Origin of the sequence: Kribbella sp. NPDC003557 (assembly GCF_040610805.1) — a bacterium.
Classification (GTDB): Bacteria; Actinomycetota; Actinomycetes; order Propionibacteriales; family Kribbellaceae; genus Kribbella.
In genome coordinates, this window is the sequence record NZ_JBEXMY010000005.1 from 484,370 (window position 1) to 497,172 (window position 12,803).

At 69.6% G+C, this 12,803-nt stretch carries 17 protein-coding genes; 5 read left to right on the plus strand and 12 right to left on the minus strand.

Translation table 11 applies throughout. The features are described from left to right. Positions 1 to 88: 88 nt before the first annotated feature. Genes ABZW60_RS22935 through ABZW60_RS22955 form a run of 5 tightly spaced genes read right to left on the minus strand, consistent with a single transcriptional unit; the run spans position 89 to position 3,439 of the window. Positions 89 to 448, minus strand: coding sequence for a DoxX family protein (locus ABZW60_RS22935; RefSeq protein ID WP_355479853.1), 360 nt, complete (start codon positions 446 to 448; stop codon positions 89 to 91). Between the two features lie 10 nt (positions 449 to 458). Next, entirely contained in the window at positions 459 to 1,283 is an 825-nt protein-coding gene (locus ABZW60_RS22940; protein WP_355479855.1) for a GNAT family N-acetyltransferase, read from the minus strand. A gap of 49 nt (positions 1,284 to 1,332) precedes the next feature. Continuing rightward, entirely contained in the window at positions 1,333 to 2,574 is a 1,242-nt protein-coding gene (locus tag ABZW60_RS22945; protein ID WP_355479857.1) for an MFS transporter, read from the minus strand. Positions 2,575 to 2,633: 59 nt separating this feature from the next. Then, on the minus strand, positions 2,634 to 3,278 hold the full coding sequence (locus tag ABZW60_RS22950) for a VOC family protein (RefSeq protein ID WP_355479858.1): 645 nt from the start codon (positions 3,276 to 3,278) through the stop codon (positions 2,634 to 2,636). Continuing rightward, the gene (locus ABZW60_RS22955; protein ID WP_355479860.1) at positions 3,275 to 3,439 is read right to left on the minus strand and encodes a CopG family transcriptional regulator; all 165 of its coding nucleotides are present in this window, start codon (positions 3,437 to 3,439) and stop codon (positions 3,275 to 3,277) included. The genes ABZW60_RS22950 and ABZW60_RS22955 overlap by 4 nt, the downstream gene beginning before the upstream one ends. Before the next feature lie 118 nt (positions 3,440 to 3,557). Between ABZW60_RS22955 and ABZW60_RS22960 the strand changes: the two genes are divergently transcribed. Next, positions 3,558 to 3,917 (plus strand): nuclear transport factor 2 family protein, encoded by a 360-nt coding sequence (locus tag ABZW60_RS22960; RefSeq protein ID WP_355479862.1) that lies wholly within the window; start codon positions 3,558 to 3,560, stop codon positions 3,915 to 3,917. Here ABZW60_RS22960 and trxA read toward each other — a convergent pair. The 7 genes from trxA to ABZW60_RS22995 all read right to left on the minus strand — a co-directional run bounded on the left by trxA (position 3,914) and on the right by ABZW60_RS22995 (position 9,965). Continuing rightward, complete coding sequence (trxA, locus tag ABZW60_RS22965) at positions 3,914 to 4,249, minus strand: thioredoxin (RefSeq protein ID WP_355479864.1); 336 nt, start codon at positions 4,247 to 4,249, stop codon at positions 3,914 to 3,916. The genes ABZW60_RS22960 and trxA overlap by 4 nt on opposite strands. Beyond that, entirely contained in the window at positions 4,246 to 4,608 is a 363-nt protein-coding gene (locus ABZW60_RS22970; RefSeq protein WP_355479866.1) for a MerR family transcriptional regulator, read from the minus strand. Before ABZW60_RS22970 ends, trxA begins: the two co-directional genes overlap by 4 nt. 51 nt (positions 4,609 to 4,659) lie before the next feature. After that, a complete protein-coding gene (locus tag ABZW60_RS22975; protein WP_355479868.1) occupies positions 4,660 to 5,217 on the minus strand; it encodes a nucleosidase in 558 nt (185 codons plus the stop codon). 100 nt (positions 5,218 to 5,317) lie between these two features. Beyond that, a complete protein-coding gene (gene ispG / locus ABZW60_RS22980; RefSeq protein WP_355479870.1) occupies positions 5,318 to 6,466 on the minus strand; it encodes a flavodoxin-dependent (E)-4-hydroxy-3-methylbut-2-enyl-diphosphate synthase in 1,149 nt (382 codons plus the stop codon). A gap of 30 nt (positions 6,467 to 6,496) precedes the next feature. Further along, complete coding sequence (locus tag ABZW60_RS22985) at positions 6,497 to 7,804, minus strand: M50 family metallopeptidase (protein ID WP_355479871.1); 1,308 nt, start codon at positions 7,802 to 7,804, stop codon at positions 6,497 to 6,499. Further along, a complete protein-coding gene (gene dxr / locus ABZW60_RS22990) occupies positions 7,801 to 9,012 on the minus strand; it encodes a 1-deoxy-D-xylulose-5-phosphate reductoisomerase (protein WP_355479873.1) in 1,212 nt (403 codons plus the stop codon). The genes ABZW60_RS22985 and dxr overlap by 4 nt, the downstream gene beginning before the upstream one ends. 17 nt (positions 9,013 to 9,029) lie before the next feature. Beyond that, positions 9,030 to 9,965, minus strand: coding sequence for an FHA domain-containing protein (locus tag ABZW60_RS22995; RefSeq protein ID WP_355479875.1), 936 nt, complete (start codon positions 9,963 to 9,965; stop codon positions 9,030 to 9,032). On the opposite strand from ABZW60_RS22995, the gene ABZW60_RS23000 reads away from it, so the two are divergent. From ABZW60_RS23000 to ABZW60_RS23015, 4 genes are all read left to right on the plus strand, one after another. Further along, positions 9,946 to 10,638 (plus strand): type 1 glutamine amidotransferase, encoded by a 693-nt coding sequence (locus tag ABZW60_RS23000; protein ID WP_355479877.1) that lies wholly within the window; start codon positions 9,946 to 9,948, stop codon positions 10,636 to 10,638. The two genes, ABZW60_RS22995 and ABZW60_RS23000, sit on opposite strands and share 20 nt — an antisense overlap. Before the next feature lie 21 nt (positions 10,639 to 10,659). After that, a complete protein-coding gene (locus ABZW60_RS23005; RefSeq protein WP_355479879.1) occupies positions 10,660 to 11,235 on the plus strand; it encodes a DUF1707 domain-containing protein in 576 nt (191 codons plus the stop codon). A 45-nt stretch (positions 11,236 to 11,280) separates the two neighbouring features. After that, the gene (locus tag ABZW60_RS23010; RefSeq protein ID WP_355479880.1) at positions 11,281 to 12,444 is read left to right on the plus strand and encodes an acyl-CoA dehydrogenase family protein; all 1,164 of its coding nucleotides are present in this window, start codon (positions 11,281 to 11,283) and stop codon (positions 12,442 to 12,444) included. Between the two features lie 68 nt (positions 12,445 to 12,512). After that, entirely contained in the window at positions 12,513 to 12,803 is a 291-nt protein-coding gene (locus tag ABZW60_RS23015) for a hypothetical protein (RefSeq protein WP_355479882.1), read from the plus strand.

Below are 12,803 nucleotides of genomic sequence, written 5' to 3' on the forward strand. Positions count from 1 at the left end.
GGGAGTCTCCAAGCGTGCAAAAGTCGAGTACAGGACATCAGAGAGAATATCGGTCCGGTGGTGATGCTCCCACCACGTTGTCCACAGGTCACTCGCGGGCAGCTTTCAGCGCCCACCGGATCAACGGCAGCTGGAGCGGCAGCCGCGCATACGCGATCGTCTGGGCCGTCCGCGACCCCTTGGTCCGCAGGTCAGCGGCCATCTGGACGTTCGCCGGGAACACCGCGACCAGCAGGCCGGCGCTCGCCAGCCCGGCCAGCCGCCGGGTCCGCGGGTGCAGCAGCCCGGCCGCGCAGGCCAGCTCCGCCACCCCGGACGCGTAGACGAGCTCCTTCTTCCGCGGCAGCACCTTCGGCACGATCTGCTCGAACGGCGCCGGTTTCACGAAATGCAGCGTCCCGAGCACGCCGAACAGTGCGGCCAGACCCTTGGTGCTTCGCGATGCCATGCGTCGGAGCTTAGAACAGGATCGTGGCGAAGGTTTCGACGGTGCGGAACCCGACCCGCTCGTACGCCGCCCTCGCGGGCCGGTTGAACGCGTTGACGTAGAGCGTCACGACCGGCGCGATCTGCCGGGCCAGCTCGACCACCGCGGCCATCCCGGGCGCGGCGAGCCCGCGACCCCGGTACTCCGGGTCCACCCAGACGCCCTGGATCTGGCACACCCCGGTCCCGACCGAACCGACCTCGGCCTTGAACACGACCCGGCCGTCCTCGATCCGCGCGAACGCCCGCCCGGCCCGGATCAGCTCCGCGACCCGCGAGCGGTAGAACGTCCCGTCCGGCCCGGTCTGCGGTGGTACGCCGACCTCCTCGGTGTACATCGCCACGCACGCCGGGTACAGGATCGGCAGCTCGACCGGCTCGACCGCGCGCACCAGCGGGTCCGGCGCGATCGCCGGCGGCCCGTCGATCACCATGAACGGCTGGTCGTCGCGCACCTCGCGGGCCGGTCCCCAGTGCGGCTCGAGGATGTGCCACAGCTGCTCGACCGCCCGCGCCTGGCCGAGGATCTGGAAGCAGTTCCGGCCGCGGCGCAGCGCGTACGCCGCGAACGCCCGCAGCGCCGCGTCGTCGGCGCCGACCGGCACCATGTTCCCGCCGGCGTGGCACAGGGCCTCGAGCGCGCCCTTCTCGACGTACCCCCAGACCTCGGCGCCGCGCCGCGGGTCCAGCCCGGACGCCTGCACGAGGCTGTCGACGAACACGTTCACCACCGGATCACGGGCGATGACCGCGCGTGCCGCCGCGAGGTCACGAGGACCGAGAACCCGTACTCCCACGCGCAGAACCTAGCGGATGTTCGCCGCGTTCGTATGCAACGGGGCCGCCTCAGGCCACCTGCGACTCGTGGTCGGCCGCGATCCTGCGCAGCGGCGACGTCCAGGCGATGACCACACCGGCACAGCCGAACAGTCCCATCAGCACCATCCCGGTGCGGGCCCCGAACGCGGTGCCGAGCAGGCCGCCGACGACCGAGCCGAGCGTCCACCCGACACCCCAGGACAGCATCCGGCCCGCGGTGTTGACCCGGCCGAGCAGGTTCTCCGGCGTCACCTGCTGGCGGTACGAGATCGCGTTCACGATCACCAGCACGTACGCCGAACCCCAGACGAGCAGGGCCAGCGCGGCCACGATCCAGTGCGGCGACAACGGCGACAGCACGCCGAGCAGCGCCGACAGCGGCAGCGCGTACAGCGTGATCGCGGCGGGCGACATCCGCTTCAGCAACCGCGGGAGGCTGAGCGCGGCGATCAGCCCGCCGATCCCCCACGTGCCCCAGACGAGGCCGAAGCGGAGTCCCGACGTACCGATGTGCAGGACGCGGTCGCACCAGACCACGATCAGTGCCATGAACCCGCCGCCGGCGAAGGACTGCACGCTGCCGACGATCGTCATCGTACGCACGCCGGCATGCCGGACCAGATAGCGCAGACCGTCAGCGATGTCGTTCAGGACCACGCGCGGCCGCAGTGGCGGACGCCCTTCGCGAGCCTCGGACAAGGCCCTGGTGATCCCGCGGACCGCGAACGCGGAGGCCGCGAAGCTGAGCGCGTCGAGGGTGAGCAGACTGGCCGGATCGAGGACGGCGAGCAGCAGCCCGGTCAGCGGTGGCACCATCAGCTCGATCAGGCTGGAGGCCGTCCAGACCGCGGAGTTCGCCTGGGCCACCCGGGCCCGGCCGACGAGCACCGGGAGCGCACCGAAGTTCGCGCCGTCGAAGAACGTGTGCACCGCCTGAACGGTGAACGCGACGATCAGGACCTGCACGACGGTGAGCACCCCGAGCAGATGCGCCAGCGGAACCGACCCCACCAGGAGCGCGTTGACCGTGTCCGCGGCCACCATCACGTGGCGCCGGTTCCAGCGATCCGCGAGCGCGCCGGCGAACAGACCAGTCAGCAGGTACGGCGCCGACTCCAGCGCCGTCACCACGGCGGTCAGCACCGTCGACCCGCTCAGCCGGTACACGAGCACCGGCAGCGCGATCGCCGTCACCATCGACCCGGTCGTCGACAACGCCCGCGCCGACCAGTACCGCCGGAAGTCCGGATCGTCCCGCAGCCTAGTCATGCCGGGCATCTTGCCTGTTCACGTGCGGTCGAGGTCAAGCTCGGCCCGGCGTACCGAGATCATCCGCGGACCACGACGAGCTGCCCGTCCGGGTCCACGATCTCCAGGCCGGCCTCGGTCCGGGTGCCGCCGGCGCGCGCCTGGACGTCGGCCAGGTCCTCGGTCGTGGTCAGCTCGAGCCGCACCGTGAACTCCCCGTCGGGCGGTCCGAACCGGACCTGCCGGCTGACGCCGACCCCGTCCAGGAAACGTCGCCAGGACGGCTCCTCGGCACCGGTGAGGTACGGCGTGACCGACCAGCGCTCGTCGGGGCGCGCATCGTGCAGCCTGTAGCCGTACAGGTCGTCGGTGCGCTCGTCGACCCAGATCACCACGCCGTCCGGGGCGGTCACCGACAGCACCCGCCCGTACGCCTCGTCGAAGACCGTCGCGTCGACGAACCCGACCTGCTCCAGCCGGCCCTTCAGCTCGTCGATCTTGTCCGCCTCGAACGACAGCGTCGTCTGCCCCGGCCGCCCGCCCGTCGAACTCGACGCCGCGTCGTGCAGCGCGACCATGCCGCTGCCCGCGAGCATGTCGACCCAGCCGCCGCGCTCGGACTCGATCCGGGACCGCAGCCCGAGCGTCTCCAGGAAGGCGCGCATCGCTTCCACGTCGGTCGTGAACCGCAACGGCCTGATCACCGCGTTGCTCGGGTCGTTCATCCCCGGGCCTCCCCATGGTTGTCGAGGTACTCCGACAGCGCCTGCTCGACCAGCGCGGACAGACTCGCCGCGTCGTCGATCGCCTTGTGCTTCACCCGCCGCACCAGCTCCGGCGGCAGATACACGTTGAACTGCACCTTCTTGCCTGCATCATCCGCCATGGCTATATTGCTAGCATCCTAGACGGCTACCAGTCAATCGAGGAGCCCACGGGATTCTTGTCGAGGTCTACTCGAGCTAGGACTGCAGGTGTCCTAGGGGGCCGGCAGCATGGATGACATGAGAGAGAAGCTGCTGGAGCTCGAGGATCTGCTGTGGAAGGCGAACCGGGAAGGTGACGGGGATTTCTACGAGAAGTACCTGCTGGACGACGCGGTCGCCGTGACCAAGTTCGGGATCATCGACAAGGCGACCGCCGTGCCGGGGATCCGGATCAACCACAACCCGTTCGTGAAGACCGACCGCAGCGACGAGCAGGTGATCGCGGTGGACGAGCACACCGCGATCGTCACCTACCGCGTCGACGTCACGGCCCTGGTCGACGGCAGCGAGGTGCACCTGCCGGCGTACGCGAGCACGGTCTGGACGGACGTCCACGGCGACTGGCGCGTCGCCTTCCACCAGCAGACAGCGCTCTAGACCGCGGTGAGCAGGGCGTCGTCGAGTTCCTTGAGGAGCTTGTGCTTCGGGCGGGCGCCGACGACGGACCAGATCATCTCGCCGCGGTGGAAGAGGATCAGCGTCGGCAGGGCCATCACGCGGTAGCGGGCCGAGACGGCCGGGTTCTCGTCGGAGTTCAGTTTCACCACGGTCAGCTGGTCGTTGCGCTCGGCACCGATCTGCGCGAGGACCGGGGCGATCTGGTGGCACGGCGGGCACCACTGCGCCCAGAAGTCCACCAGCACGGGCTTCTCGGACCGCAGCACCACCTCGTCGAAGGTGGCTTCGTCAACAGCAGGCAGGTCGCTCATGGCGTTCTCCAGTTCTCGGCGTCGGTCAGGAGGTCGGTCAGCCGGGACCGCAGATCGGTCAGCTCGGCGATCCGCCGGTCCACGTCCGCGATCCGCATCCGGTACGCCGTCAGCGACGCCGGGCACACGTCCGCGCGAGCGTTGCCGGCCCGCAGGCACTCGATGAACGGATACGTCTGCTCCGCGGTCAGCCCGAGGCTCAGCAACGCCTTCACCTCGCGCACCACGACCACGTCGTCCGCGTCGTACGACCGGTACCCGTTGGCCTCCCGCCGCGGCTTGAGCAGACCCTGCGCCTCGTAGTACCGAACCGCCTTGACCGTCACACCGGCCTCGGCCGCCAGATCACTGATCCGCATCCCGCCTCCTTCACCCCGACGCTAAACCTTGCCCCCAGGGTCAAGGTCAAGTCAGGATAATTGGCCGGTGTTCTCGGTGACCCACTTCCCCAGGACCTTGGCGCTGGCGTCGACGAGGGTCGGCCAGTCCAGGGCCGACTCGTCGGCCGAGTCCGAGACGTGCTTGACGACCCGGACCGGTACGCCGTACGCGCGGCACGCGTAGACGACGCCGTACGCCTCCATGTCGACCAGGTGTGCCCGCTCCGCCAACCGCGCCCGTACGGCGGGGTCGGTGACGAAGACATCGCCCGACGCCAGCACCGTCCCGTCGCCGCCGTCGACGGGCAGTTCGTCCTGCGGGTCCAGCCCGATTGCCCTGATCGCGTCGGCGTTGACGTCGTGATTGATGACCGTGCTCGGCAGGTACAGCCCGGACAGGCCGTCCCGGAGCGCCCCCGTCGTACCGACGTTCAACACCACCAGCCCTGTGGTGTCCCGCTCGGCCAAGGCCCGCGCGGTCGCCACGGCCGCAGCCGTCTTCCCGACGCCGGTGGTGACGACGGGCAGGTGATCCGGGACGTAACGAGCCTCGGCACGGATCGCACTGACGATCAGGTAACTGGTCACCCGCCGAAGCCTAGTCGGCGGCCCTTCAGGGAAGGTTGACGTACGGTGCGAGGAACGACCGGGCGGACGAGGTCTTCGCAGCGCCGGGCGGCGCCTTCGGTCAGCTCACGCTGACAGTGGGCTCGCCGGGCTCCGTGGTCTCCATCTGCTCGGCGATGCGCATCGCCTCTTCGATCAGGGTCTCCACGATCGCGGACTCGGGGACCGTCTTGATGACCTCGCCCTTGACGAAGATCTGGCCCTTGCCGTTACCGGACGCGACGCCGAGGTCGGCCTCGCGGGCCTCGCCCGGGCCGTTGACGACGCAGCCCATGACCGCGACCCGCAGCGGGACCTCCATGCCCTCGAGGCCGGCGGTCACCTGCTCGGCGAGCGTGTACACGTCCACCTGCGCGCGACCGCAGGACGGGCAGGAGACGATCTCGAGCTTGCGCTCGCGCAGGTTCAGCGACTGCAGGATCTGCAGGCCGACCTTGACCTCCTCGACCGGCGGCGCGGACAGCGAGACCCGGATGGTGTCGCCGATGCCCTTCGACAGCAGCGCGCCGAACGCGACCGACGACTTGATCGTGCCCTGGAACGCCGGCCCGGCCTCGGTGACGCCGAGGTGCAGCGGCCAGTCGCCGCGCTCGGCGAGCATCTCGTACGCCTGCACCATCACGACCGGGTCGTTGTGCTTGACCGAGATCTTGAAGTCGTGGAAGTCGTGCTCCTCGAACAGCGACGCCTCCCAGACGGCCGACTCGACGAGCGCCTCGGCCGTCGCCTTGCCGTACTTCTCCAGCAGCCGCTTGTCCAGCGAGCCCGCGTTCACGCCGATCCGCAGCGACGTCCCGTGGTCCTTCGCGGCCTGCGCGATCTCCTTGACCTGGTCGTCGAACTTGCGGATGTTGCCCGGATTCACCCGGACGGCGGCACAGCCAGCCTCGATCGCGGCGAACACGTAGCCCGGCTGGAAGTGGATGTCGGCGATGACCGGGATCTGCGAGTGCTGCGCGATCTCCTTCAGCGCGTCGGCGTCCTCCTGCCGCGGGCACGCGACCCGGACGATGTCGCAGCCGGCCGCGGTCAGCTCGGCGATCTGCTGCAGCGTCTTGTTGACGTCGTTGGTCGGTGTCGTCGTCATCGACTGCACCGAGACCGGCGCGTCACCGCCGACCAGCACGCTGCCGACCTTGATCTGACGGGTCTTGCGACGCGGTGCGAGGGTCGGTGGCGGCAGTGCCGGCATACCGAGGTTGATGCTCATGTGTCCTTAACCGTTGACTTGACCGTTGACTTAACCGTTGAACAGCTTGATGGGGTTCACGATGTCGGCGATGACGAGCAGCACACCCATCACCACGATCACACTGGCCGCGACGTACGCGATCGGGAGCAGCTTGGCCACGTCGACGTACCCCGGGTCCGGCCGGCCGAACAGCTTCGCGAAGCCGCGCCGGATCCCTTCCCAGATCGCGCCGATCATGTGCCCGCCGTCCAGCGGCAGCAGCGGGATGAAGTTGAACAGGGCGAGGAACAGGTTCAGCGAGGCGAGCAGCATGATCAGGCTCGCGAACTTCGCGCCGACGTCGAGGTCACTGGAGGCGATCTCACCCGCGACCCGGCTGGCGCCGACGACGCTCATCGGGCTGTCCTGGTCGCGCTCGCCGCCGACGATCGACTTCGCGACGCCGACCAGCTTCTCCGGGAACCGGCCGAGGGCCTGCACCGTGGCGACCGTGTAGGTGCCCATCTGGTCGAACGCGTAGCCGACGCTCTGCCGCTCGAGCTTGTTCTCGGGTGAGACGCCGAGGAAGCCGACCGAGACGTACTTGTCCGAGCCCGGCTTGTCGAGCACCTGGTTGACGATCGTGCTGGTCTGCAGGGTCAGCTGCTGGCCGTTGCGCTCGACAACGATCGTGGCGGCCTTGTCGGTGTTCGCCCGGATCAGCGGGGTCAACTGGTCCCAGCTGTCGATCTTGGTGCCGTTGAACGCGACGATCCGGTCGCCGACCTGGAACCCGGCCTGCTTGGCCGGCGACACCTTGTCCCCGTCCTGGCACTTGCGGTCCGCGGACGCCTGGTCGGCGGGGATCACGCAGTCGGTGACGGTGGAGATCGTGGTCTGCGGAACCCTCGCGCCGTACAGCGTGAAGAGGCCGGTGAACAGCACGGCGGCGATCAGCACGTTGACCAGCGGCCCGGACGCCATCACGATCAGCTTCTTCCACCACACCTTCTGGTAGAAGAGCCGGCCGTTGTCCTCGGGCGCGATCGTCTCGTACTCCGCGGAGCGCGCGTTCTCGACCATCGACTGGATCGGGCCGGTGTTGGCCTTGCGCACCTTCGTCGGGTCCTGGCCCTTGGCGGGCGGCATCATGCCGATGATCCGGACGAAACCGCCGGCCGGGATCGCCTTGATGCCGTACTCGGTCTCGCCGCGCCGGGTCGACCACAGGGTCCGCCCGAAGCCGACGAAGAACTGCGTGACCTTCATCCCGAACGCCTTGGCCGGGAGCATGTGGCCCAGCTCGTGCAGCGCCACGGAGATCAGCACCCCGACGACGAACAGCACGATGCCGAGGGTCGTGAGAAGCACGCTCATACCTGCTGGTTCTCCTGTACTCCGGTGATCTCCCGGGCCCGCTGCCGGGCCCACGCGTCCGCGGCGAGCACGTCGTCGACGGACAGTTCCTCATACGAGGGTACGTCGTGATCGGTCACCACCCGGGCCACCGTGTCGACGATCGCCGGGAACGGCAGCCGGCCGTCCCGGAATGCCTGCACGCAGACCTCGTTCGCGGCGTTGAACACGGCCGGAGCGGTCCCGCCCCGGGTGCCCGCCTCGCGGGCCAGTGCTACCGACGGGAACTCTGCGTGATCGACCGGCTGGAAGGTCCAGGTCCCCGCCTCGGCCCAGCTCCACGGCGGCGAGGCGTCCGGTATCCGGTCAGGCCAGCCGAGCGCGAGCGCGATCGGCACGGTCATCGTCGGTACGCCGACCTGGGCGATCGTGGCGCCGTCGGTGAACTCGACCATCGAGTGGATCGCCTGCTGCCGGTGGATGACCACGTCGATCCGGTCCATCGGGATCCCGAACAGCAGGTGTGCCTCGATCAGCTCCAGGCCCTTGTTGACCAGCGTGGCCGAGTTGATCGTGACGACCGGGCCCATCGCGAAGTTCGGGTGGTCGAGGGCCTCCGCGACCGAGACGTTCGCCAGCTCCGCGCGCGGCCGGCCCAGGAACGGGCCGCCGCTCGCGGTCAGCAGCAGGTTGCGGACCTCGTCCGGAGAGCCGCCGCGCAGGCACTGGGCGATCGCGCTGTGCTCGGAGTCGACCGGGACGATCTGCCCGGGCTTGGCCCGCCGGGTGACGATCGGGCCGCCGATCACCAGCGACTCCTTGTTCGCCAGCGCCAGCGTGTTCCCGGCGTCCAGCGCGGCCAGCGTCGCGTGCAGGCCGACCGATCCGGTGATGCCGTTGAGTACTACGTCACACTGCAGCGCCGCGAGCTCGCCGGCGGCGTCGGGCCCGGTGACGATCTTCGGGATCCGGAACTCGCCCTGCGCGTAGCCCTTCCGCTGCGCCTCCGCGTAGAACGCCAGCTGCAGGTCCTGCGCGACCGTGGCCCTGGCCACCGCCACGACCTCCACCTCGAACTCGAGCGCCTGCTCCGCGAGCAGCCCGACGTTGCCGCCGCCCGCGGACAGGGCGAGCACGCGGAAGCGGTCCCGGTTCCGTCCGATCAGCTCGAGCGCCTGGGTACCGATCGAGCCGGTCGAGCCGAGGATGACGACGCTACGCGGGTTCACGGCGCCATTGTTCCAGGTCAGGACACCAGCATGCGGAACGGGAGCGCCCCCAGCCGGATCTCGTCGCCGTGGACGACCATCGCCGTCTCGACGGGTACGCCGTTCACCTGCGTGCCGTTGGTGGACCCCAGGTCCCGCAGCTCGTAGCCGGCTGCGTCGATCCGCAACAGCTCGGCGTGGTGCCGGCTGATCTCCTGGCGGTCGAGGATCAGGTCACAGTCCGGCGCGCGGCCGATCCGGACCAGGTCCAGGAGCGGTACGACGTCGCCGTCCTGGCCGACCAGCGCGGGCTGCGGACCGGTCTCGAGCGCCGCTGCGATCTCCGCCACACCGGCGGTCCGGATCGACAGCGAGACGATCAGGTCGTCGCCCTTCTCCACGAGCAGGTTGTGCTGGGCGCCATACCCCTGCAGCAGGTCGCCGTACTCGTCGATGACGACAGCGGACACGTGGTAGTACCCCGGCGGCAGCTGCGCGTACGCCGCCGCGCCGAGCGACGTGGTCAGCACGACCGCGTCGTACTCGCGGTGGCTGACGTCGGTGATCGTGATGAGGACCGGGTTGTTCGCCGCCAGGTGCGCCTCGGCGCCGGTATCGCCGGGGGTGAACTCGACCGTGATCATCGGGGCGGGGCGGATCTCGTCCAGCCCGACCAAGCGGCCGACCACGGGAACCGTGCCCGTCGGGACCGACAGCGGTACGTACTGGCCGTGCGACCGCACCAGGAGGTCGAGCTGCGGCCGCGCGCATCCGTTGCGGCGGGCGAGCAGGTACGCGCCGACCATGCCCTTGCCGAAGACGAACGCCACGTCTCCGACAACAGCGCGCACGAATCCACTGACCGGCTCCATCGGCACCCCCAGTGCTTCAGTATCCAGGAATCGCCACCCCGGGACGGCGGTGCCCGGTGTGCCGCCGCCGTACCGTTGCGGCGTGACTTCTGTACTCATCATCGAGAACGACCGTGACAGCGGACCGGGCCGGCTGCTCGACTGGCTGGACGAACGCGACCTCGCCCCGGTCGTCGTCCGGGCGTGGGACGGTGAACCCGTACCCGCGAGCGTCGACGGACATGCGGTCCTGATCCTGCTCGGCGGCGGGATGCTCCCGGACGAGGACGAGCGGTCGCCGTGGCTGCCGGCCGAGCGTGCGCTGCTGCGCGCGGCACACGGCCGGGTGCCGGTGCTCGGGATCTGTCTGGGGGCGCAGCTGCTGGCACACACGTTCGGCGGTGAGGTGCAGGGGAAGTACGGGCAGCCGGAGAAGGGCGTGACGTCCCTGACGGTGCTGCCGGCCGCTGCGGACGACGTACTGCTCGCCGGGCTGCCGTCCACGGTCCGCGCGGTCGAGAGCCACCAGGACCAGATCACTCGGCTGCCGGACGATGCGGTGCTGCTGATGTCCAGTGAGCGCTGCACGAACCAGATGCTGCGGATCGGGCAGAGCTGGGGTGTGCAGTTCCATCCGGAGGTGGAGGCCGAGCGGGTACGGCGGTGGACCCCGGAGCGGCTGCGGTCGCTCGGATTCGACCGGGACGCGGTCGTGGCGGACGCGGAACGGTACGCCGTCGAACTGGAGAAGACCTGGTCGGCGGTGGTCGGCCGGTTCCTGTCCCTCGTCGGCTGATGCGGCGCTACCTTATGGGGCATGAGTCTGGAGCAGCCGCCGCCGAACCACCGGGCATCCGACAACGACCGTGAACGCGCCGCCGCTGTGGTCCAGGAAGCCCACTCCGACGGGCGGCTGGACTTCCAGGAGATGGACGAACGGCTGACCCAGATCTACTCGGCCAAGACCCAGCTGGAGCTTCGCAACGCGACCGCGGACCTGGTCCCGGTCGCGCACGGCAGCTCGCAGGAGCTGACGCTGCGGGCCAGGCACAGCGCACAGAAGCGCGAGGGCGCGTGGGTCGTCCCCGAGCGGCTGACCGCGATCGCGGAACACTCGTCGGTCAAGCTCGACTTCACCGACGCCGTCGTGCACTGGTCCGACATCTACGTCGACGCGCAGGCGATCCACAGCTCGGTGGTGATGGTGATCCCCGAAGGGTGGAGCGTCGACATCGACCAGGTCGAGGCCAACCACAGCAGCGCCAAGAACCGGGCCGTCGCCCCACGCCCCGGCGGTGTCCGGCTCCACGTCACCGGCAGGGCCCACCACGCCAGCGTCGTCGTCCGCCACCCCCGCAAACGCCACTGGTGGTGGCCCTGGTACCGCAAGTGAGCCGACGCACAGCCTGCCGGGGGCTCGAGCGGCTAGCGTGAGCACATGCCTGCTTCGTTGGACCTGGTGGACGTCGACTCCCTGCTGAGCTCGGAGGAGGTTGACGTCCGGGAGACCGCTCGGCGGTTCGCGGACGAGCGGTTGCGGCCTTCGTTGCCGGAATGGTTCGAGACGGCGTCGATCCCGGCACGGGACCTGGCCAAGGAGCTCGGCTCGCTCGGGTTCCTCGGGATGCATCTGACCGGGTACGGGTGCGCCGGCCTCGGACCGGTCGCGTACGGGCTGGCGTGTCTCGAGATCGAGGCGGCCGACTCGGGGATGCGGTCGCTGGTGTCCGTACAGGGGTCGCTGGCGATGTACGCGATCTGGAAGTACGGCAGCGACGAGCAGAAGACCGAGTGGCTCCCCCGGATGTCCGCGGGCGTGGCGATCGGCTGCTTCGGCCTGACCGAGCCCGACTTCGGCTCGAATCCGGCCGGTATGCGCACCACCGCCCGCCGCGACGGTGCCGACTGGGTCCTGAACGGCTCGAAGATGTGGATCACCAACGGCTCGGTCGCCGACGTCGCGGTGGTCTGGGCCCGCACCGACGACGGTGTCCGCGGCTTCGTCGTACCGACCTCGACGCCCGGCTTCTCGGCGCCGGAGATCAAGCAGAAGATGTCGCTGCGCGCGTCCGTCACGTCCGAGCTGGTCCTGGACGACGTCCGGCTGCCCGCGTCCGCGATGTTGCCGGAGGCCCGCGGCCTGTCCGGCCCGCTCGGCTGCCTGAACGAGGCCCGGTTCGGGATCATCTTCGGCGCGATGGGCGCGGCCCGGGACTGCCTGGAGACCGCGGTCGCGTACGCCGGCGAGCGGATCGTGTTCGACAAGCCACTGACGGCGTACCAGCTGACGCAGGCGAAGCTGGCCGACATGGCCGTCGAGCTGAACAAGGGCGTCCTGCTCGCCGTCCACCTCGGCCGGCTGAAGGAGAAGGGCACGCTGCGGCCCGAGCAAGTGTCGGTCGGCAAGCTGAACAACGTCCGCGAGGCGATCGCGATCGCCCGCGAGTGCCGCACCATCCTGGCCGCCAACGGGATCAGCGGCGAGTACCCGATCATGCGGCACGCCAACAACCTGGAGTCGGTCCTCACCTACGAGGGCACCTCCGAGGTGCACCAACTCGTCATCGGCCAAGCGCTGACCGGCCAGTCCGCCTTCCGCTGACGCATACCGCCCGCCCGCTCTGGGCACAGGGAGTGAGATCAGTTACTCCCTGTTCGGAAGGAGCAGTTATGCGGATCGGGGCCGGAATCGCACTCGTCGTGATCGGCGCCGTCATCGCGTTCGCCGTCCGGGACACGTCCGACACGTTCAACCTGACCGCGCTCGGCATCATCGTCATGCTCGGCGGCGCGGCCGGGATCTGGCTGTCCTACCGCCTCGCCAACCGGCGTCCGCGCGGCGAACGTCCCGTCATCGATCCGGAGGTCGAACGGCAGTACCGCACCGACCCGCCGCGGCGCGTCGCCGACGACCCGATCGACGTGACGCCGTCGCATCTGCGGGATCAGCAGGGTCACTGA